Origin of the sequence: Microbacterium luticocti DSM 19459 (assembly GCF_000422405.1) — a bacterium.
GTDB lineage: Bacteria > Actinomycetota > Actinomycetes > Actinomycetales > Microbacteriaceae > Microbacterium > Microbacterium luticocti.
In genome coordinates, this window is record NZ_AULS01000008.1 from 117,284 (window position 1) to 137,013 (window position 19,730).

At 72.5% G+C, this 19,730-nt stretch carries 19 protein-coding genes and 2 tRNA genes; 5 read left to right on the forward strand and 16 right to left on the reverse strand.

All coding sequences use genetic code 11. The features are described 5' to 3' along the window. Positions 1 to 30: 30 nt before the first annotated feature. The 8 genes from H577_RS0110020 to H577_RS16020 all read right to left on the reverse strand — a co-directional run bounded on the left by H577_RS0110020 (position 31) and on the right by H577_RS16020 (position 9,678). Entirely contained in the window at positions 31 to 1,224 is a 1,194-nt protein-coding gene (locus H577_RS0110020) for a hydroxymethylglutaryl-CoA synthase (protein ID WP_029145844.1), read from the reverse strand. Next, entirely contained in the window at positions 1,221 to 2,267 is a 1,047-nt protein-coding gene (locus H577_RS0110025; RefSeq protein ID WP_029145845.1) for a hydroxymethylglutaryl-CoA reductase, read from the reverse strand. Before H577_RS0110025 ends, H577_RS0110020 begins: the two co-directional genes overlap by 4 nt. After that, positions 2,264 to 3,394, reverse strand: coding sequence for a type 2 isopentenyl-diphosphate Delta-isomerase (fni, locus tag H577_RS0110030; RefSeq protein WP_036284516.1), 1,131 nt, complete (start codon positions 3,392 to 3,394; stop codon positions 2,264 to 2,266). The genes H577_RS0110025 and fni overlap by 4 nt, the downstream gene beginning before the upstream one ends. A gap of 6 nt (positions 3,395 to 3,400) precedes the next feature. Beyond that, positions 3,401 to 4,480, reverse strand: a complete 1,080-nt coding sequence (locus H577_RS0110035; RefSeq protein WP_029145847.1) for a phosphomevalonate kinase — start codon at positions 4,478 to 4,480, stop codon at positions 3,401 to 3,403. Beyond that, positions 4,477 to 5,451: a diphosphomevalonate decarboxylase gene (mvaD, locus tag H577_RS0110040; protein ID WP_036284519.1), complete on the reverse strand. Its 975-nt coding sequence runs from the start codon at positions 5,449 to 5,451 to the stop codon at positions 4,477 to 4,479. Before mvaD ends, H577_RS0110035 begins: the two co-directional genes overlap by 4 nt. Then, positions 5,448 to 6,437, reverse strand: a complete 990-nt coding sequence (gene mvk, locus H577_RS0110045) for a mevalonate kinase (RefSeq protein WP_084516077.1) — start codon at positions 6,435 to 6,437, stop codon at positions 5,448 to 5,450. The genes mvaD and mvk overlap by 4 nt, the downstream gene beginning before the upstream one ends. 290 nt (positions 6,438 to 6,727) lie before the next feature. Next, on the reverse strand, positions 6,728 to 7,690 hold the full coding sequence (locus tag H577_RS16015) for an SGNH/GDSL hydrolase family protein (RefSeq protein ID WP_051191934.1): 963 nt from the start codon (positions 7,688 to 7,690) through the stop codon (positions 6,728 to 6,730). 302 nt (positions 7,691 to 7,992) lie between these two features. Continuing rightward, on the reverse strand, positions 7,993 to 9,678 hold the full coding sequence (locus H577_RS16020; protein WP_036284521.1) for a sensor histidine kinase: 1,686 nt from the start codon (positions 9,676 to 9,678) through the stop codon (positions 7,993 to 7,995). 105 nt (positions 9,679 to 9,783) lie between these two features. Here H577_RS16020 and H577_RS17830 point away from each other — a divergent pair, with 105 nt between their 5' ends. After that, positions 9,784 to 10,530, forward strand: coding sequence for a universal stress protein (locus tag H577_RS17830; protein ID WP_029145850.1), 747 nt, complete (start codon positions 9,784 to 9,786; stop codon positions 10,528 to 10,530). 26 nt (positions 10,531 to 10,556) lie between these two features. Here H577_RS17830 and H577_RS0110065 read toward each other — a convergent pair whose 3' ends face one another. After that, the gene (locus H577_RS0110065; protein ID WP_029145851.1) at positions 10,557 to 11,303 is read right to left on the reverse strand and encodes an SDR family NAD(P)-dependent oxidoreductase; all 747 of its coding nucleotides are present in this window, start codon (positions 11,301 to 11,303) and stop codon (positions 10,557 to 10,559) included. A gap of 182 nt (positions 11,304 to 11,485) precedes the next feature. Here H577_RS0110065 and H577_RS16025 point away from each other — a divergent pair, with 182 nt between their 5' ends. Then, positions 11,486 to 12,136: a response regulator gene (locus tag H577_RS16025; RefSeq protein ID WP_036284523.1), complete on the forward strand. Its 651-nt coding sequence runs from the start codon at positions 11,486 to 11,488 to the stop codon at positions 12,134 to 12,136. A 6-nt stretch (positions 12,137 to 12,142) separates the two neighbouring features. Here H577_RS16025 and H577_RS16030 read toward each other — a convergent pair whose 3' ends face one another. Then, on the reverse strand, positions 12,143 to 12,652 hold the full coding sequence (locus tag H577_RS16030) for a universal stress protein (RefSeq protein WP_051191935.1): 510 nt from the start codon (positions 12,650 to 12,652) through the stop codon (positions 12,143 to 12,145). A 132-nt stretch (positions 12,653 to 12,784) separates the two neighbouring features. Between H577_RS16030 and H577_RS0110080 the strand changes: the two genes are divergently transcribed. Next, entirely contained in the window at positions 12,785 to 13,453 is a 669-nt protein-coding gene (locus H577_RS0110080; protein ID WP_051191936.1) for a phosphoribosyltransferase, read from the forward strand. A gap of 57 nt (positions 13,454 to 13,510) precedes the next feature. On the opposite strand, the gene H577_RS0110085 is transcribed toward H577_RS0110080, so the two are convergent. The 5 genes from H577_RS0110085 to H577_RS16040 form a co-directional block, all read right to left on the reverse strand. Beyond that, positions 13,511 to 13,584 (reverse strand) — tRNA-Met (locus H577_RS0110085). 33 nt (positions 13,585 to 13,617) lie between these two features. Next, positions 13,618 to 13,689 (reverse strand) — tRNA-Thr (locus H577_RS0110090). An 89-nt stretch (positions 13,690 to 13,778) separates the two neighbouring features. Then, complete coding sequence (locus tag H577_RS0110095) at positions 13,779 to 15,287, reverse strand: peptidoglycan DD-metalloendopeptidase family protein (protein ID WP_051191937.1); 1,509 nt, start codon at positions 15,285 to 15,287, stop codon at positions 13,779 to 13,781. A 210-nt stretch (positions 15,288 to 15,497) separates the two neighbouring features. Beyond that, entirely contained in the window at positions 15,498 to 16,307 is an 810-nt protein-coding gene (locus H577_RS0110100) for an inositol monophosphatase family protein (RefSeq protein WP_029145854.1), read from the reverse strand. Positions 16,308 to 16,376: 69 nt separating this feature from the next. Then, entirely contained in the window at positions 16,377 to 17,675 is a 1,299-nt protein-coding gene (locus H577_RS16040) for a hypothetical protein (RefSeq protein WP_156876612.1), read from the reverse strand. A 442-nt stretch (positions 17,676 to 18,117) separates the two neighbouring features. Here H577_RS16040 and H577_RS0110115 point away from each other — a divergent pair, with 442 nt between their 5' ends. Then, the gene (locus tag H577_RS0110115) at positions 18,118 to 19,278 is read left to right on the forward strand and encodes an IS481 family transposase (RefSeq protein ID WP_029145855.1); all 1,161 of its coding nucleotides are present in this window, start codon (positions 18,118 to 18,120) and stop codon (positions 19,276 to 19,278) included. A gap of 39 nt (positions 19,279 to 19,317) precedes the next feature. On the opposite strand, the gene H577_RS17835 is transcribed toward H577_RS0110115, so the two are convergent. Then, on the reverse strand, positions 19,318 to 19,464 hold the full coding sequence (locus tag H577_RS17835) for a hypothetical protein (protein WP_169566276.1): 147 nt from the start codon (positions 19,462 to 19,464) through the stop codon (positions 19,318 to 19,320). Positions 19,465 to 19,481: 17 nt separating this feature from the next. On the opposite strand from H577_RS17835, the gene H577_RS0110120 reads away from it, so the two are divergent. Next, a partial coding sequence (locus tag H577_RS0110120) for a helix-turn-helix domain-containing protein (protein WP_029145856.1) occupies positions 19,482 to 19,730 on the forward strand: 249 nt, incomplete at its 3' end.

A 19,730-nucleotide genomic window follows, 5' to 3' on the forward strand; every position in this document is an offset into this window, starting at 1 on the left:
CCTCAGGCAGCCGGGGAGGTCCCGGTGTCGTCAGCGGCCGGTGCGCTCGTAGCGGCGCACGTGGTCGCTCACCCCGGCGAACCGGAACGGGCCGGTCGTCTCGGCCGGGGTGCGATCGTCGCCACCGGTGGTGGCATCCACCCGCTCGTGCAGGGCGCGGTAGCGGTCGTAGCCGATCGGCGTGCGATCCGCCAGCGCCCGCGCGTCGGCCTCGGTGCGCAGAAGCGACCGGTACCCGGGCTGCACCACGCCCGTGAAGAACTCCGACACGCTGCCCGACCCGTAGCTGAAGAACCCGATGCGCCGGCCGGCGAGGTCTGCCTCGTCGTGCTCGAGCAGCGACAGCAGCCCGACATAGATGGATGCCGTGTAGCTGTTGCCGGTGCGCCGGTTCATGCGCAGGCTCGCCTCGATCTGGGCGAGCCGGCCCGCCTTGTCGAGGTCGGCGCCGGCGATCGCCACGAGCCGGTCGTGGGCCTTGACCGCCATCTTGGTGAACGGCTGGTGGTAGCAGAACCGGTCGATCTTCTCGAACCCGACGCCGCCGCGCGCTCGGTACTCGTCCCACGCGCCCTCGAGCGAGCGCAGGTATGCGGCCAGCGAGTACTTGCCGTCCACCAGCGCGGTGGACAGGTAGTTCGGCCGCCAGAAGTCGGCGATGTCGTCGGTGTGCAGCCCGGTGACCGGTTCGATCTCGACCAGGGCCGGGTCGGCGGTGACCAGGAACGCGACCGCCGCGGCGCCCTGCGTGGGCTCACCACTGGAGTCCAGCGCGTACCGGGCGATGTCGGCGGCGATCACCAGCACCTGCTCGCGGGGATCGCGCGCGACGATGCCCAGGGCGAACTGCAGCGCGGCGGTGGCCGAGTAGCAGGCCTGTTTGAGCTCGACCACCCGGCAGTTCTCGCCCATGCCCAGCAGCGAGTGCACGAACACACCCGCCGACTTGGACTGGTCGATGCCCGACTCGGTGGCGAACAGCAGGGTGCGGATGCCGTCGGTCGTGCCGTCTCGTTCCCGCAGCCGATCGAGGATCTGCGCGGCGGCTCCGGCCCCCATCGTCACGATGTCCTCGTCGGCGCAGGGCACGCTCATCTCGCTCTGCCCGATGCCGACGTAGTACTTGCCCACATCCACGCCGCTGTGCTCGGCGAGCACCGCCAGGTCGAGCACCTGGTGTGCGGTCGCGAACGCCAGGTCGTGGATGCCGACGCGCGGGGTCATCGCGCCTTCCTCTCGATGGTCAGGTGGGCGGCCATCAGCTCGCCCGGGTTGGTCTGCGCGGCCATGAGGCTCAGCTCGCCGCACAGCACGGTCGCCGCGCACAGCACGGCCAGTCGGCGGGCGTTCTCGCCCGGCTCGCGGTCGTCGGCGCAGCCGAGCCGCGCCAGGTTCTCGCCGACGAACGGCAGGTCCTTGCCGTTGCCGACGGTGCCGACGATGAGGTTCGGCAGCGTGCACGAGAAGTACAGGTCGCCGTCGCGGGTCTCGGCGTGGGTGATGCCCTGCGACCCCTCGACGATGTTCGCGGCGTCCTGCCCGGTCGCCAGGTAGAACGCCAGCAACATGTTCGCGTAGTGCGCGTTGGCGCTGCGCAGCCCTCCGGCGGTGATGGTGCCGATGAGGTTCTTGCGCACGTTCAGCTCGGCGATCGCCTCGGGCGTGGTGTGCAGGCGCCGGGTGACCACCCCGCGCGGGATGAGCAGCTCGGTGACGACGTTCTTGCCGCGTCCCAGGATGCCGTTGACCGCGGTCGCCTTCTTGTCGGAGCAGTAGTTGCCCGAGATCGACCCGTAGCGCAGCCCGGGCACGGTGGCCAGGATGTGCTCCATGAGCCGGTCGCTGGCCAGGGTGACCATGTTGTGCCCCGAGGCATCCCCCGTCGACAGCTCGAACCGCAGGAACAGCAGGTTGCCGACGATCTGGTGGTGCATGTCGAGCAGCCGCGCGAACCGGCTCGCGCCCGAGATCACCTGCTGCAGTTCGTCGCGGCGGGCGTTCAGCGCCTGCACCGCTGCCAGAGCGGTGGCGGCGTCGTCGGCCTCGAACAGCACCGAGCGGGCCATGCGCTCGTCGACGAGGGTGGCGACGATCCCCCGCTCGGTGAGCGTGGAGATCTTCGCGCCGCGGCCGACCGAGGGCCACAGCGGGGTCTCGTAGGTGGCCAGCGGCACCTGCTGCAGGCCGGTCATCACCGCCCCCGAGACCGAGATCGGCCCCACCCATTTCATCGGCACCGGCGCGGCGCCGATCGTCTCGTCCCTCATCGGTGCTCCTCGTGTGCGCTGCGGCGGCTGTACGCGGCCGCGTCGATGCCGCGCAGCTCGCAGAACTCGTGCACGGCGCCGCGCAGCAGCAGGTCGGTGGCGGTCAGAGCCGCCGGGTCGGACGCGCCCAGCAGCGCGTGCAGCTGTCCGAGCTGGGTGAGCCATGCCCGGATCTTGGCGACCAGCGCCTCTTCTCCCCCGCCGAGCACCGCGTGCAGGAACACACCCGACACCCCGACCGCGCGGGCGCCCAGGGCGAGCGCACGCACCACGTCGAGCGGGGTGCGCACCCCGCCCGAGGCCAGCAGCGCGGGGATCGGGGACGGTGTCGCCGGTGTGGCGGAGGGTGTGGCATCCGCCGCCGTCGGGCCCGTCGTGTCGCGGTGCGCGGCGTCGAGCAGGCAGCACACCGCGGACTGACCCCACCCGGCCATGAACGCGTAGTCGGCCTCGGGGCGGCGGGAGTTCTCGATGCGGGCGAAGTCGGTGCCGCCCGCCCCGCTCACATCGGCGACGGCGACGCCCAGGCCGGCCAGGCGTTCGAGGGTGCGGCGGCTCAGCCCGAACCCCACCTCTTTGACCACGACCGGCACGTCGACGGCGGCGACGATCGCCTCGATGGCCGCCGGCCACGCCGAAAAGCCGCGGCTGCCTTCGGGCATGACGGTCTCTTGCACGCTGTTCAGATGCAGCTGCAGGGCGTTCGCATCGACGAGCTCGACGGCACGGCGGGCCTGGTCGGGATCGGCGTCGGCGCTCAGGTTGGCCAGCACGAACCCGTCGGGGTTCTCGTCGCGCAGCACCCGGAAGGTGGGCGCGGTGTCGGGTTCGCGCAGGGCGATGCTCATCGAACCCGACGCGATCGGGATGCCGGTCTCACGGGCCGCGATCGCCAGCGCCCGGTTGATGCGGCCGGTGCGGTCGCTGCCGCCGGTCATGCCGTTGATGTACAACGGCACCGGCCAGGTGATGCCGGCGAACGAGGTGCGCAGGCTCACCCGGTCGCGGTCGATGCCGGCCAGGGCGTGGTGCACGAACGCGACGTCGTCGAAGTCGTTGCGGGACGGCGGGGCCGCCTGTTGCGCGGCGGCGAGGTCGACGTGCTGGTCTTTGCGCTCGCTGCTCATGATCGCTCACCCATCGATGGCTCCCTGCGCCTGCTGCACGCGCAGGTCGAGGTGGCGGATGTCGTGCAGCTCCCACTGTGTCAGCATGCCGTGCACATCGGCGTCGGCGGGGGCCAGCACAATGCCGCAGTCGCCGCCGCCGGCACCCGACGACTTCGCGGCGGCTCCGCACGCCTCGGCGATGTCGCACAGCGCGGTCAGCTGCGCGGTCTCGATCTGCAGTCCGGCGTGACGGGCCAACTCGCGCAGCACGGCGCGGGCGCGACGGATCGCGTCGAGCGCGGCCGGTGCGTCCTGCGCGTCGAGCGCGGCGGTCAGATCCTGCACGGCGGCGCGGCTGTCGCCCAGGAACCGCCGGTACCGGTCGGCGCCGGCGACGCTGCGGTGCACGCTGCCGACCAGCCGCTCGGTCGAGGCCGGCTGCCCGGTCCACCCCACCAGCAGCCGCAGGTCGCGCGGTGCGGGCACCCGGCGCACCGAGAATCCGGGCCAGTCGGCGTCGAGCGCGGCCTGCACGCCCGCTGCGGCCAACTCGCGCACCCGGGCGCGGTCGGGGGCGCTGTAGGCGATCCATCCGCCGAAGGTGCTGGCGGCGACATCCCCGCCGGATGCCGCGGGCGCGACCCGCACGGTGGCGATGAGCGCGAGCCGGAACAGCTGCCGCGGGGTGAGCGCGAGGTCGTAGAAACGGTCGAGGGCGCGGACGGTCGCGACCGTGACGGCCGCCGACGAGCCGAGACCGAACTTGCGGCCCGACACGTCGTCGAGTTCGCTCGAGATGCGCAGGTCGCAGAACCGCACCGGGATGCCCCGTTCGGCGGCGAGCGCGTCGACGGTCGCCAGCGCCGACAGCACGTAGTCGTACGGGCGGTGGTCCTGGTCGAGCACGACGACGCCCCCGTCGCGGGTCCACAGCACCGGCTCGCGGCCGTACTGGTCGGACGAGATGCTGCCGCGGCCGGTGGCGGATTCGAGTTCGACGGTGATGTGCCGGTCGACGGCGACCAGTACGGCCGGTTCGCCGGGTTCGACGACCGCGTATTCGCCGGCGATGAACAGTTTGCCGGGCGCCTGGGCGCGGATCATGCCGCGCCCTCGACCAGATGCGCCCCCGGGCCGGCATGGGCGGCCACCAGACGGTCGGGTGCGATGCCGGCGGCCGGGTCGGCGGCCACCGCATCGCGCACCGCATCGACGTCGGCGCCGCGACACAGGAACACCACGTTCGGGCCGGCGTCGGCGGTCGCGTACGCCTCGAGCCCGTCCGCGCGCAGCCGGGCAGCGGTGTCGAACAGCGCGATGCTCTGCGGCGCAAGGTAACGCACCGGCGGCCGGGCGGCCATGATCGCGGCGTGCATGCGCAGCGCGTTCGACTCGGTCAGCTCGCCGATCGCCGTGACGTCGCCGCGGGCGAACGCCTGCTGCATCGCGGCCAGGTCGGCCTCGGTGGAGCTCACCCAGGCGGGCAGGTACGGCGAGGTCTCGATGGTGCGGCGCATGGCCTGACGGCTCGAGATCGGTTTGGCTGCGGCATCCACCACCGCGATCACCATGCCCAGGTCGGGACCGGCCACCGGCTCGGCGAACGACGAGTCATCGTCGCTGCCGGCGTGCCAGATCGCGGTGCCGCCGACGATCGAGCGGCAGGCCGAGCCCGATCCGCGACGGGCCAGTCGGCTCAGTGCCGCATCGTCCAGGGCGAGCCCGTACGCGGATGCGGCGGCGACGGCCAGCGCCGCGAACCCCGACGCCGACGAGGCCAGGCCCGCACCGGTGGGCACCGAGTTGCGGGTGTGCACGCGGGCGCGGGTGGTGCTGCCGGCCAGGCCGCGCACCAGGTCGAGGAATGCCACGATGCGTTCGGCGGCACCGGCGGGTGCGCCGTCGAATAAGACCTCGTCGACCGCGCTGTCGGGTGCGAGTGTGACGGTGGTGGTGGTCGGGAACACGTCGAGGGTGAGCGAGAGGCTGCCGGTCAGCGGCAGGATCAGTTCGTCGTCGCGCTTGCCCCAGTACTTGATGAGCGCGATGTTCGGGTGGGCGATCGCGGTACTCATGCCGCGATGTCTCCGGGTCGCAGCATCCAGGTGCGCTCCGCACCGTTCTCGCGCAGTGCGGCGGCGATGCGGCGGGCGTCGTCGTCGGTGTCGGCGAGGGCGAGCACGCAGCCGCCTCGGCCGCCGCCGGTGAGCTTTGCGCCCAACGCCCCGGCGGTGTCGGCGGCGGCGACGAGGCGGTCGAGGTGAGGGCTCGACACCGTCAGTTCGCGCAGCAGCGCGTGGGTGTCGCGCATACGGGCGCCGAGCGCGCCGCGGTCGTCGCCGGCGAGGTCGGCCGCAGCCTGCTCGGTGTGCTGCTGGATGCGGGCGAGGATGCCGGCGACCCGGGCCGGTTCGGCCGCTTTGAGGGCGGCGACCCCGGCGACGGCCTCACGGGTGCGCCCGTGCACGCCGGTGTCGGCGATGACGAACACCCCACCGAACGCGGACGGCAACGGCTGCGCCTGCCCGGCACGGAACCACATGGGCGCGGCGGACACGACAGAGCGGGCGTCGAGGCCGCTCGGGGTGCCGTGCGCCACGCGTTCGGCGGCCTGGATGAGCTCGAACTGCTCGTGCGGGTCGAGGTCGACGCCGTGCGCGCGTGCCACGGCGGTGCTGATCGCGGCGGCGACGGCAGCGCTGGAGCCCAGGCCCCGTTCGGCCGGGATCTCGCCGTCGATGCGCACCGACAGACCGGTGGCGGCGGCGCCGACGAAGCGCAGCGTCGCGGTGAGGGCGGTGACCGGGGCGGCCAGCAGGTCGGGGGCGTCGGCGACCGGGCCGCGGTAGAGCACCGAGTCGATCCACAGGTCACGGTCGGTGTGGGTCGCGGATGCCTGCAGGGTCAGGCTGTGCACGGGCAGGGCGATGGCGGGGGCGCCGTGCACGACCGCGTGCTCGCCGAGCAGGATCACTTTGGCGTGGGCGGTGCCGACCCCGGAGGCCGACGGCTGTGCGGGGGCGGCTGTCGGGAGGATGACGCGACCTGTCACGCCGGCCATGTGTCGTCTCCTGGAGCTTGGTGAACGCGGGGATGCGGCCGGGTGCCTGCGCCGGGGCGCACGCTGCGGGTCCGTCCGCTGATCCTCGCGGGTGCGCTGCCGCGCACGCCATCGGTCGATTTTATCCGTACCGGCGGCCGGGTGGCTGGGACCGGGCCGTGTGTGATCGGCGTCGGTCACGCGGGCGCGCCGGGAATCGGCATCCGCGCCACAGATCGGCGGCGCCGTCGCCGAACGATGGCGCAGTCGTGTGGCGCACGGGGAGCCCGGCCACATGCCCGATCAGACCGTCACCGACCGGATGCGACGGGCTGCGCGGGCGGACGGCGCTCTCGATCGTGCATGCTCTCGGCGGCGGTCAGCCGTGCCCCGACCCGGCGTGAGGCACGGAACGCCCACCATGCCAGCGGGTGTCGGCTGCCCTTGCGGTACACCCGGTGCGGCACGTGCGCGTCCTGCGGGCGCGGATATCCGGCGGCGGCGCACACGCTCGGCAGGATCGCGTCGGCGGCCGCCCGGTAGCCCGCGTCGGACGGATGCAGGTGGTCGTGCGGCGAGAACATGCCCTGCGGGTCGTGCCGGAACAGCGGCCCGAGCGTGTCGGCCAGCGACACCGTGCGTCCGCCGGCGCGCAGCACGACGATGGCCTGCCCGGTGGCCGTGACCCGGCTGTACCAGTGTGCGAAAAAGCGCAGCGGCTGCGAGAACGGGTGCACGGTGCCGAGGTCGGGGCAGGTCGCCACCACGACCTGTACGCCGTCGCGACGCAGGTGCCGCACCACCTCGGCGAGCGGCCACAGCGCGTCGGTGAGGCGCTTGAGCCGCATCACGTCGTTGGCCCCCACGACGATGACCACCACGTCGGGGTCGGTCAGCTCGCGCAGGTGGCCGAGCTGACCGAGCAGCGCGGTGGACTCGGCGCCCACCGCGGCGACGTTGGTGAGGGCGACGGGGCGAGAGGATGCCGCAGCCAGCCCGCGCGCCAGGAGCACACCGGGTGTGTGGTCGGGGTGGTCGGCGCCGTAGCCGACGGCGAGCGAGTCGCCCATCAGGCCCAGCCGGATCGGCGTGCCGGGCGAGTGTGCCCCGTACACGCCGCTGTGCGGCAGCACCGAGCCGAGCCGGGTGGGCGCGAGCCGTTCCCGGGCGAGCAGTCCCTCGGCCGTGGTGACGATGCCGACCGTCGCGACGAGCCCCACGGCCGCGCCGGCGGCCACCCCGGCGGCGTGCGCGATCCGCCTCCCAGCGCCCATGGCCGCCCCCTCTGCGCCCAGGCTACGCCCGTCCGCCCCGACCCGCCCGGCGCACGGCATGGGACTTTCGTCCCGTGCGCATCACGGGCGGCGGCGCACACTCGAGGCGTGCCGATGCGGGAGTTCCCTCGGGCGCCGCAGACGCCCGGCGGGTTTCCCCCTTCGGTCTGAGAGCATCGCGCCGCGACGATACGGGCATCCGCGGCCGCGTCTCCCGAAGGGGCACACGAGGGGCGCCGTCGAGGATCGGCGCTCCTCGTCCGTGTGCGCGGGCCGCCTAGGGCCTGGCGGTCGGCCCACTGTCAGGCACGCAGCGGCACGCGCCAGCACAGCCGGGTGCCTCCGCCGTCGGCTCGGGCCACGGTGAGGGTTCCGCCGTGGCCGGCGGCCCGCTCGGCCAGGTTGGCGGTTCCGCCGGTGCGTGCGGCATCCGGGGCGATCCCGACGCCGTCGTCGACGACGGTGACGGTCAGCTCGCTGCCGCCGACGGTGACGTCGACGCTCACGTGGTCGGCATGGGCGTGCCGGGCGACGTTGGCCAGCGCCTCGCGCAGGACGGCGACCACGTCATCGGCGACCACTCCCGTCAGCACGAGGTCGACCGGCCCGGTGAACGTGATCCGCGGCGGGGCGGGCAGGGTGGGGGTGAGCGCGGCGACCACGTCGAGCATCCGGTGCCGGGCCGCCGCACCGCCGGTCGCGGAGCGGCTGCGCAGGGTGAAGATCGCCGTGCGGATGTCGGCGATCGCCGCGTCGATGTCGTCGACGTGGGCGCCGAGGCGTTCGGCCACCGCCGGTTCGGCCTCGGCGAGCGCCTGCAGCCCGAGCCCGGTCGCGAACAGTCGCTGGATGACGTGGTCGTGCAGGTCTCGGGCGATGCGACTGCGGTCTTCGAGCACGTCGAGTCGTTGCCTGTCGGCCCGCGCCCAGGCCAGCGAGATCGCGATGCCGGCCTGGGCGGCGAACTCGGCGACGGTGTCGAGTTCGGCGTGCGTGAACCCCGCTTCGCCGGGCGCGCGCGACACGCACAGTGCGCCGATCGCCCGACCCGAGACCACCAGCGGCACCGCCACGGTGGGCCCCAGAACCAGCGACCCACCGGTCAGTTCCCGTTCGACGCGCGGCTCGACGGCGACCGTGCCGGTGTTCATGGCCCGGGCGGCGAGCGAGGATGCCGCCGGCAACGTCGCGCCCTGCACCCGGCCGGCATCCACGCCGCGCGCGACCTCGATGCGCACCGAGTCGGCGTCGCCGCCGGGCACGACGACCGTGACCAGCGCGGCCGACACGACCAGTGCGACCCGCTCGGCGACGACCCCGAGCACATCGCCGCCACCCGGTGCCAGCAACGCGGCGGCGATCTCGGACAGCGCCTCGCTCAGCCGCTGCCGCCGTTGCGCCTCGTCATAGAGCCGGGCATTCTCGATGGCGATGCCGGCACTGGCGGCGAGCGACTCGATGACCTCCTCATCCTCTTCGCTGAACACGTCCTCGCGCCGATCGGCGAGGTACAGCACCCCGTAGATCTCGTCGCGCACGCGCAGCGGCACCCCGAGGAACGCGTTCATCGGCGGGTGAGCGTCCGGCAGCCCGACCGAGCGCGGGTCATCGCTCAGGCGCGCGAGCCGGATGGTCTGCCCGGTGTCGATCACGGCGGCGAGCAGGCCGTGGCCGGCGGGCAGGTGCCCGATCGCGTCGACCTCGTCGCCGGTCATGCCGACGTGCACGAACCGTTCCAGCTCACCGTCGCCGTCCACCACGCGCAGCGCGCCGTAGCCGGCGTCGACCAGTGCGACCGCCGCGTCGACGACCCGGGCCAGCACACGGTCGAGGTCGAGTGCCTCGACCACCGCACGGTTCGCCGCCAGCAGGCGGCGCAGCCGGCCCTGCACGGTGAGCACATGCTCGGCCCGCGCGATCAGGTCCCCGATCGTCTTCTCGAGCTGAGCGTGGGGGACGTCGGGGAACTGCAGGGCAGAATCATCCATCACGGCCACCTTCGGCGTGTGGGTCGAGTGTATCGCCGGAGCGGGACTTTCGTCCCGGCACGAGCGGCATCGGCGCGCGATGATGACGGCGAGCGGAGAGTGCCGATGAACGCACGGTATGTGGTCGGAGTCGACGATTCCCCGGCATCGAGAACCGCCTTGCGCTGGGCGCGTGAGCGGGCCACGGCACAGTCGCTGGCCTGCGTGCGGGTGCACGTGCGGGGCACCGGATCCGCCGTGCCGGCCGACGAGACGCTGCCCGAGGGCCCGGTCGCCGAGGCGTTGGCGGCGTGTGCACGGCCGGGAGATGTGCTGGTGGTCGGCACCGACAAGACCGGGTTCATCCACGGTCGGGTGTTCGGGTCGCTGGGCATCCAGGTCACCGCCCTCGCCGTGGCCCGGGTGGCGGTCATCCCCGACGTCGACACCCGGTTCCGTTCGGGGGTCGTGGTCGGCATCTGCCATCACGACGCGGCGGTCGCGGTGGCGACCGCCGGTGCTGACGAAGCGGCGCGATTCGGCGGGATGCTGCAGCTGGTGCAGGCGGTGGCACCCCAGGCGGCATCCACCGCGCAGCGCGTCGACTCCGCGGTGGCCGTCGGCGAGCTCGCCGTGCGGGAGCGGCATCCCGGGCTCGAGGTGCAGGTGCGGATCGTGACCCGTCCCCCCGCCGAGGCGCTGTTGGATGCGGCCCGGAACGCGCGGCTGCTGGTGCTCGGCCCGGGGCGCGTCTGGGGCCCGGAGCGCACCGCGCCGGGCCGGGTGCTGCACGATGTGCTGGTGAACGCGAACGCGCCGGTGCTCGTCGTGCGCGATGCCCGCGCCGTGCCGGTCGACGCGGGCACCCCGTGACGACCCCGTGACGAGGTGGGATCGTCTCAGACCGCAGCCCAGCCGCCGTCCACGGGCAGGATCGCCCCCGACACGTCCGAGGCGTCGTCGCTGAGCAGCCAGGTGATCGCGGCGGCCAGCGCGTCGGGCTGGGCCAGCGCGGGGATGTTCGTCTGCATCAGCGGGCCGAGCCGCTCCTGTGCCCAGGCGGAACGGAACGGCGCCTCGATGTTGGTGGCCACCGGTCCCGGCGCGACGGCGTTGCAGCGCACGCCCTTGGGCGTGTAGAAGAACGCGGTGCTGCGGGTGAACCCGTTCACGGCATGCTTCGACACGGTGTACGGGGTTCCGGCGGCCGAGCCGCGCAGCCCCGCCTCGGAGCTGACGTTCACGATCGCGCCGCGCCCGCGGGCGATCATGCCGGGCAGCACCGCGCGGGTGAGCCGCATCATCGCGGTGACGTTGACCGCGAACACGCGATCCCAGGTCTCGTCGGCGATCTCGGCGGTCGGTTCGAACCCGTCCATGATGCCGGCGATGTTCGCCAGGCCGTCGACGCGGTCGCCGGCGGCGGCCACGGCACGGTCGACGGTGAGCTGGTCGCTCAGGTCGCCGTCGACGGTGACGACGCGACCGGAGATCTCGGCGGCGACCTGGCGCAGGCGTTCGGCCGAGACATCCACCGCCACCACCGTCGCGCCCTCGGCGGCGAGGCGCTGCGCCGTGGCTCGGCCGATGCCGGAGCCGGCACCGGTGACGATGACGGTCTGGTCGTGGAAGCGGGGGTCGGTCATGGGTGTGCCTTTCGTGTGCCGCCGCGGCGGGCGGATGCTCCCAGTCAACGGGGAGCCGGATGCCACCGCCGGGCCGAAAGTCCCGTTGTCGGGCCGGGCCGGTGGCATCCTGCCGTGTTCGACCGGTTCCGCCGTCGGTGCCGCGCGGGTACAGTCCTGCACAGGATGAGGAGAGGGATGCCATGGTGCGGGTCTTTCTCGTCGACGACCACGAGATCGTGCGGCGCGGGGTGGCCGATCTGCTCGAGGCGCAGGGACTGGACGTGGTCGGCGAGGCGGCGAACTGCGCCGAGGCGGTCGGGCGGATCGCCGCGACCGCACCGGATGTCGCGATCCTCGACGTGCATCTGCCCGACGGCAGCGGCATCGACCTGTGCCGGCAGATCCGGCAGGAGCATCCGGCGGTGGGCTGCCTGATCCTCACCGCATACGACGACGATGATGCGGTGATGGCGGCGGTGCTGGCCGATGCATCCGGGTATCTGCTGAAGACCGTGCACGGCACCGATCTGGCGGGCGCGGTGCGGGCCGTGGCGGCGGGGCGGCGGCTGCTGAACCCGGTGACGGCGAAGCGGGCGACGCAGCGGATGCGCACACCGTCCGACCAGGACCCGCGGTTCGGGTCGCTCGGGCTGCGCGAGCGGCAGATCCTCGCGCTGATCGCCGACGGGCTGACGAACCGGCAGATCGGCGAGCGGCTGCACCTGGCCGAGAAGACCGTGAAGAACTACGTGTCGACGATGCTCGGCAAGCTCGGTCTGGAGCATCGCACCCAGGCGGCGGTGTTCGAGATCGAACGCACCCGGCACCGACCGGATGCCGCGGGCCGCTGATCCGGGTCAGTCCTGGTCGGACTCCTCCAGGCCCCCGACGTCGACGGTGTCGATCGCGGTGGTCGGCTCGCCGAGGTCGCGATCGTCATGGCGACCGTGGACGATCAGCACCGGGCACCGCGCGTGTGCGGCGCAGGCAGCACTGACCGAACCGAGCAGCAGTCCCGCGAAGCCACCGTGTCCGCGGCTGCCGAGCACCAGCATCCCTGCGCGCCGACTGGCGTCGATCAGGGCTCGGGCGGTCGGACCGCGCAGCACCGTCCGGCGCAGGCCGGTCGGCGGCGCGCCGCCGAACGCCTGGTCGATCGCGCTCTCGAGCGTCGCCTGGGCGTCGGCCTCCGGCGACCAGTCGACCACGGCGTAGTAGTCGGCGAAGGCCGGGTACTCCCAGACCGTGACCGCTTCCAGCGGCGCGTCGAGCGCCTGTGCCAGGCGTGCCGCGTGGCGCAGGGCGTCGATCGATGAGTCCGATCCGTCGACGCCCACCAGCACCGGGCCGGTATCGATGTCGTCCATGCCTCAAGCCTTCGCCGCGGGGCGGTCACTCCACGGGACGAAAGTCACTCGGGCCCCTGCGACGGCCTTGACGCGGGCGGTGCGCATCGCACAGGATCGGGCACGTACGGGCGTTTCGACGGGAGGTCGGACATGGGCAACCGGTCGGGCCATCGTCGCCCGGATGACGTGTACGACGATCGCGCCGATGCCGGCCGCCGGCTGGGCCGGCATCTGGCCGGGTTGGGGCTCGGCGAGGTCGTCGTACTCGGTGTGCCGCGCGGGGGCGTGCCGGTCGCCGCCGAGGTGGCACACGCGCTGCAGGCGCCGCTGGACGCCGTCATCGTGCGCAAGGTGGGGATTCCCGGCCATGCCGAGGTCGCGATGGGCGCGATCGGCGAGGGCGGGGTGCGGGTGCGTGACGACGAGTTGATCGCCCACGCCGGGGTCTCGGATGAGGCGTTCACCGAGGCGGAGGCCGCCGAGCGCGCCACGGTGAACGCCCGAGTGGCGCGCCTGCGGGGCGGACGTCCGGCGCTGGATCTCACCGGCCGCACCGCGCTGATCGTCGACGACGGCATCGCCACCGGCGCCACCGCGTCGGCGGCGTGCCGGGTGGCGCGGCGGCTGGGGGCGGCCCGGGTGATCGTGGCGGCTCCGGTGGCGAGCCCCCTCGCGGTGCGGAAGATCACCGGCGCAGACCGGGTGGTGTGCCTGCAGCAGCCCGAGTGGTTCGAGGCGGTCGGCGCGTATTACCGCCGGTTCGAGCAGACCACCGACGACGAGGTCGAGAGCCTGCTGCGCACCGTCGACGCCGAGTGAGCCGCCTGCGGGCGCCGGAGACGACAAAACCCCCGGAGAACCGGGGGTCTCATTCTGTAGCAGGAGCGGGGCTCGAACCCGCGACCTCACGATTATGAGTCGTGCGCTCTCACCATCTGAGCTACCCTGCCGCGACGCATCCGGATGCGGTCCGGGTGCCTGCGAGCCCCGAGTCAGGATTGAACTGACGACCCCTTCCTTACCATGGAAGTGCTCTGCCACTGAGCTATCGGGGCGCTGCCCGGAGCGGTCCGGGCAACCAGAAAAGAATATCAGAGCGACGCCGGATTGCCGAACCCGCACGGGCCGGTCTCAGCGTCGGCGATCAGCACTGGTTGTGCTGGCGCAGCCACGGCAACGGGTCGATCGGCGTGGTGCCGTTCTGCCGGATCTCGACGTGCGTGTGCGCGCCGAACGAGAAGCCGGTGTTGCCGGTGCGGCCGATGTACTGACCCACCCGCACCTTCTCGCCCGCGTGCACCTGCAGCGACCCGTACTGCATGTGCCCGTACAGGCTCGCGACGTGCTGGCCGTCGATGACGTGGTCGATGATGACCGCGACGCCGTAACCTTGGTAGCCCTCCTGCGCGACCCGCACGGTGCCGTCGGCGATGGCCTGCACGTGTGCGCCCGCGCCGGGGGTGAAATCGGCGCCGGTGTGGAACTCACCGGGGCGGGGGCCGAACCCGTAGGTGATCGGCACGCCGACCGCGAACGGCCACTGCACGTCGCACGCCGGGTTGTTCGTGAAGAACCGGTTCGACACGTTCGAGATGCCGGTGGTGCCGGCCATCTCGGTCAACGTCGCGGTGGTGTAGTTCGCCGACCGGTCCAGGTCGGCCGTGGGCGCGGCGTCGGCCGGCGCCACGTACGCCTGGATCTCGTCGTCCGCGGCGGCTGCGGCATCCCCCGCCTGCTGCACAGGGGCGGCGCCGACAAGCTTCGTGTTCGGGGCTGCGACCGCCTCGGCGGGAACGGTGGCGCCGACGGCGAGCAGACCGACCGCGACCATGGCGCTGAACGACACGGATGCCGCCGCCACCCGGTTCACGGTCGCACGCCGCGACCGGGCCGGGCGCGGGCCGGACGTGCGGCGCGACTTCTTCGCCTTCTGGGGACGGTTCGTGACCCGGCTCTTGGCACGGTGCGGTGCGGGCGTCGCATCGCCGGTGTCGGTGTCATCGGCCGGCTCGGTACGGCGCTCACGCTGCACGGGCGTCTCGCCGGTGAACGAGAGCACACGGGCCGCGGCCTCGAACGGGTCGGCGGTGACGGATGCCTCGGCGCGGCCGGTGTCGTCGGTCTGCGCCGCTGCTGCGGTCGGCGCGGTGACCGCGGCCGGGCCGGCGTTCACGGTCTGCACCGGGGTGGTCACGACGGTGGGTTCGGGCTGCGACACCGCCATCTGCTCGTCGCCGTGCGAGGCGGAGGCGGGGGCGGAGCCGACAGGGGCGACGGTCGATGCGGTCTCGACCGACGCGGCCGCGGTCGCCGACTCGGGCGCCAGGACGGTGGTCGATGCGGGCGGCACGGGCACGGCGCCGGTCTGCCGGCGACGGCGGCGCGTCATCGGCGCGGGCTCGGTGGTGGGCGTGGCCGTCGTGTCCCGCTCGGGCGACACCGTGGCGGTGGCCGCAGCGCCGTCCACGGGCTGGGCGGTGGACTGCGCGGCCGGCGGGGTCGGGATCGACGCCTGGTGTGCCGATGCCACGGGTGCGTGCGACGACGTGGTCTGCACGGCTGCGGCATCCGTCGACGCGGCTGCCGCGAGTTGGGCGCGCCGACGCGCCTCGGCCCGGGTCAGCACCGTCGCCTCGGTCGCCTGTACGGGCACGGGTGAGGTGCGTGCCGAGCGGCGCGTGCGCGCCGGGTCAGCCGTCGGGGCGTCGAAGGACAAGGGTGGGCGAGCTCTCGTGTCGTGTCGCTGGGGGGCAACGGTCGTACGTCGGGATCTGATCACCCCCGCCGTTCGGGCCGGCGAAGGTAACGAATGGGTAAACACTACCCCCGAAAGCCTGGGAATGTCATCCACCCCGCCGATATATCAGCGGCCGTCGATGGCCGTCACGAGGGCGTCGAACAGGTCGGGGCCCGCGGCGACGGTGAGCTCGGTGCCGGGACGTCCGCCCGGGATGCCGCCGACGCGGCCGCCGGCTTCTTCGACCAGAAGCGCCCCCGCGGCGTGGTCCCACGGGTTCAGCCCGCGCTCGAAGTACCCGTCGAGGCGGCCGGCGGCGACGAAGGCGAGGTCGAGTGCGGCCGAGCCGATGCGGCGGATGTCTCGGGCCAGTGGCATCACCCGGGACAGACGGGCGAGGTCGCCGGCGTGGGTGGCGGGGTCGTACCCGAATCCGGTGGCCAGCAGGGCACCCGCCTCGCCCGGCTGGGCGTTGACGTGCAGCGGTTTCGGACCGTCGGGGGTGTGCAAGTGGGCACCGCCGCCGCGGACGGCCGTGAACAGCTCGCCGGTGGCGACACCGAACACGGCACCGGCGAGCGCCGTCCACCGCTGCGGGTCGGGGTCGCCGGTCACCGCCGCGATGCTCACCGCATAGGCGGGGATGCCGTACGCGTAGTTGACCGTGCCGTCGATGGGGTCGACCACCCAGGTGATGCCGGAGGCGCCCGGTTCGGCACCGGACTCTTCGCCGAGAAAGCCGTCGTCGGGGCGGGCTCTGCCCAGCCGGCGGCGGATGAGCTGCTCGACCTCGCGATCGGCGGCGGTGACGATGTCGGCGGCGGCCGACTTGGTCGCGGCGATCTGCACGCCCTCGACACGCCGGCGCCGTGCGAGCTCGCCCGCTTCGATCGCGATGTCGGCGGCGAGGCGGGCGAGGTCGGCGGAGACGGTCATGCCTCCACGCTAGCCGGGCACCCCGTGGTGCGGCGTGGCAGGGTCAGTGCCGGTGCGGCGACGCGGTCGTCACCTCTCGTGCGGCGGGGCGGGTGGCGCCGGGTAGCCGTCGAAGCCCGGTGCGGGCGGCTGCGGGCCCGGCGTGGGCGGCTGCGGGCCCGGTGCGGGCGGCTGCGGCGTGGGCGGCTGTGGGCCCGGTGCGGGCGGCTGCGGTGCACCGGGCATCGGCGGTTCGGGCGTACCCGGGATCGGAGGCTCGGGGGTTCCCGGTGCCGGAGGCTGCGGTGCGGGCGGAGCCGGCTCGGGAGGGAACGGATGCGCCGGCTCGGGCACCGGCGGCGGCTCGGGCGACGGCTGGGGCGGCATCGGCGGCTGCGGCTGCGGCGGAACGGGCGCCGGCCAGTCCGGTGTCACGGACGGCGACGAGGCGTCGGGGGCGGCCGACGGGATCGTCGGCGGCGGCCACCCGGCCATGTCGGAGCCGTGCGCGGGGGCTGCGGCATCCGTCACCGGCACCGTCGCGTGCGGCGGCGCGACCGCCGGCGCGGGCTCGGGTGCGGCCCAGCCGGTCGGCGTGGTCGGGCGGCCCACGTAGTAGGCGTTCCAGTCGGGCTGTCCGTCACCCAGCACGGGCAGCGGCGTGACGCCGTCTGCGTAGGTGGGCCAGCCGGGCACATGCGGGTGCGGGCGGGTCTCGCGCGGCGCGAACAGGGCGTTCATCAGAGGCACGAGCGCGGTGCCCACCGCGGCCAGGATCGCGACGGCGACGGTGAGCCGCCAGTACAGATCACGGAAGTGCACCCATTCCTTGAGCATCAGCGGCAGCACGAGCATGAGGGCCAGCAGCGCGACCAGCACGATGGTGATCCACGCGACGATGTTCGTGAAGGTGGTGCGGTTGCGTGCCCACGCCTTGGTGTAGAGGCGTACGTGCAGCACCGCGAGTTGCAGGATCAGCACGATGAGCAGGAATGAGAAGAACCTGCCGGCCCCTCCGCCGAACTGCAGCAGAGACATCATCCGGAACGGCATCCAGATCAAGACCGCGCCGATGAGCAGGGTGATCACCCAGACGACCATGCTGGTGAGCGCGAACCAGGCCGGGCGGCGCGGCGCGAGGTAGGTGTCGAGGATCGTGACGCCCGCGAAGGCGACCATGAGCAGGATGGTGAGGAATGCGCGCGGCACGATGCCGTTGGCGGTGCCGACCAGCACCATGACGACGCAGACGATCGCCGCTGCGATGAGGGCGCCGATGGCGACCCAGATCGCCGCGCGCAGAAGCTTGGAGTTCGGCACGTCCGTTCGCGGAGGCGTCGCACTGGGCACGGTCATGAAGATCCTCTCGTCGGCGGGCGGTGTCCGCATCCCCCATCCTGACACGGAGCCCCGACGCGGTGGGAGGCCCGAGCGCTCACTGTGGAAAACCCTCGGCCCAGGCCGGGATGCCGTGCGTTCGGGACGCGTCGCGGGGCACGGCCGGGGCACGACACCGGCACGACACGGCGAATGCCCCCGGCCGACGGGCTGTCACGCCGGAATATCGACCCGAGCACACTACTGGCGCAACACACAACAAGAGCCCGGCCGATGGCCAGGCTCCCGCTCATAAGCGTCGCCTTTGTCGCAACGCATGAGTCGCCCATATCGCGACTCAGGACAATGGTGGCGAGTGAGGTGTTGGACTTCACCACATCGTTGACAGCTATTCGCGGGGGTTGTGCTCGTGATCGTTGACGGGTGAGTCGCGTCATCGTTGACTGGCGGGGGCAGATGATCGTTGACGGGTGAGTCGCGACATCGTTGACGCGTGAAACCGAAGAATCTCGTCATCGTCCGTGCCGTCACCGATCAGGGACTCACCCACGCCGAGGCCGCCGCCCGGTTCGGGGTGACCCGCCAATGGGTGCATGTCCTGGTCCGCCGTTACCAAGCCGAAGGTCCGGACGGACTCGCCCCGCGCTCACGCGCGCCCAAGACCCACCCGGGGGCAACGCCACCCCCCATCCGGGAACGGATCATCGCTCTGCGACACGAGCTGCGCATCGCGGGTGCTGATGCCGGACCGGTCACGATCGCCTGGCATCTCGAACAAGAAGGACACCGACCACCATCCACCTCAACGATCCGCCGTATCCTGCACGACGCAGCACTGATCGACCCCGCCCCGAACAAGCGCCCCCGCAGCTCCTACATCCGTTTCGAAGCCGACTTGCCCAACGAGTGCTGGCAGGCCGACATCACCCACTGGTTCCTCTCCACAGGCACCCGGGTCGAGATCCTCGACTTCCTCGACGACCACGCCCGATACCTCCTCGACATCCGCCCCGCCGAAGCGTTCACCGGCCCAATGGTCGTGGCCGTGATGACCGAGCTGATCACCCGCTACGGACCGCCCTACTCGACCCTCACCGACAACGGGCTCGTGTTCACCACCCGCCTGGCCCGCTTCAAAGGCGCCCGCGGCGGATTCGAGAAGCTGCTGGCCGCACACCGCATCACCCAGAAGAACGGACGCCCCGGCCACCCGCAGACCCAGGGAAAGATCGAACGCTTCCAACAGACCCTCAAACGCTGGCTCAAAGCCCGCCCCCTGCCCGACACCATCGACGACCTCACCACCCTGCTCACTCAATTCCGGACCTGGTACAACACAGCCCGACCACACCGATCCCTCGCCGGTCGCACGCCCGAACAGGCCTACACAGCCCTCCCGAAAGCAGCCCCCACCACACACCCGGCCACGACCGAATGGCGCTCCCGCACCGACACCGTCGACAAGCACGGCAAAGTCACCATCCGCTACGCCGGACAGATCCGCCACCTCGGCATCGGCCGAGCCCATGCGAGCACGCCCGTGCTCATCCTCATCCACGACCGCAACGCCACCGTCAGCAGCACCAACACCGGAGAGATCATCGCCGAGTTCACCATCGACCCCAACAAGAACTACCAAGCCAAGAACCCGTGACCCCCGACGTCAACGATCACGCGACTCACCAACCCCGCGTCACACGTCAACACCCCAGACCACAAAAAAGTCCTGAGCCGCGACACGTCCGTAAACGATGTCGCGACTCAGGACAATGGTGGCGAGTGAGGTGTCTGGGTTCGCGACATAGGTCACAGATGATGGGTCGCTGGTGAGTCGGGTCATAGGTCACAGTCGGGGGCATGTCGAAGCATCGTGTCGTCGTGTTGAAGATCGTTGCCCGGGAGCTGACGGTCACCGAAGCCGCTGACGCCTACCAGATGTCGCGCCGCCATATCCACCGTCTCCTCGCCCGCTACCGGGAAGGTGGAATCGACGCGGTCGAACCCCGGTCCCGGGCACCGCTGTCCTCGCCGCAGCGGGTCACCGACCGGGTTCGGGAACGCGTCATCGCGTTGCGCCGGTCGCTGACGGCAGAGGGGCTGGACGCG

Coding starts and splice junctions, on each gene's coding strand:
- H577_RS0110020 (WP_029145844.1), bottom strand. CDS start 1,224: ATGACCCCGCGCGTCGGCATCCACGACCTGGCGTTCGCGACCGCACAC.
- H577_RS0110025 (WP_029145845.1), bottom strand. CDS start 2,267: ATGAGGGACGAGACGATCGGCGCCGCGCCGGTGCCGATGAAATGGGTG.
- fni (WP_036284516.1), bottom strand. CDS start 3,394: ATGAGCAGCGAGCGCAAAGACCAGCACGTCGACCTCGCCGCCGCGCAA.
- H577_RS0110035 (WP_029145847.1), bottom strand. CDS start 4,480: ATGATCCGCGCCCAGGCGCCCGGCAAACTGTTCATCGCCGGCGAATAC.
- mvaD (WP_036284519.1), bottom strand. CDS start 5,451: ATGAGTACCGCGATCGCCCACCCGAACATCGCGCTCATCAAGTACTGG.
- mvk (WP_084516077.1), bottom strand. CDS start 6,437: ATGGCCGGCGTGACAGGTCGCGTCATCCTCCCGACAGCCGCCCCCGCA.
- H577_RS16015 (WP_051191934.1), bottom strand. CDS start 7,690: ATGGGCGCTGGGAGGCGGATCGCGCACGCCGCCGGGGTGGCCGCCGGC.
- H577_RS16020 (WP_036284521.1), bottom strand. CDS start 9,678: ATGGATGATTCTGCCCTGCAGTTCCCCGACGTCCCCCACGCTCAGCTC.
- H577_RS17830 (WP_029145850.1), top strand. CDS start 9,784: ATGAACGCACGGTATGTGGTCGGAGTCGACGATTCCCCGGCATCGAGA.
- H577_RS0110065 (WP_029145851.1), bottom strand. CDS start 11,303: ATGACCGACCCCCGCTTCCACGACCAGACCGTCATCGTCACCGGTGCC.
- H577_RS16025 (WP_036284523.1), top strand. CDS start 11,486: ATGGTGCGGGTCTTTCTCGTCGACGACCACGAGATCGTGCGGCGCGGG.
- H577_RS16030 (WP_051191935.1), bottom strand. CDS start 12,652: ATGGACGACATCGATACCGGCCCGGTGCTGGTGGGCGTCGACGGATCG.
- H577_RS0110080 (WP_051191936.1), top strand. CDS start 12,785: ATGGGCAACCGGTCGGGCCATCGTCGCCCGGATGACGTGTACGACGAT.
- H577_RS0110100 (WP_029145854.1), bottom strand. CDS start 16,307: ATGACCGTCTCCGCCGACCTCGCCCGCCTCGCCGCCGACATCGCGATC.
- H577_RS16040 (WP_156876612.1), bottom strand. CDS start 17,675: ATGCGGACACCGCCCGCCGACGAGAGGATCTTCATGACCGTGCCCAGT.
- H577_RS17835 (WP_169566276.1), bottom strand. CDS start 19,464: ATGACCCGACTCACCAGCGACCCATCATCTGTGACCTATGTCGCGAAC.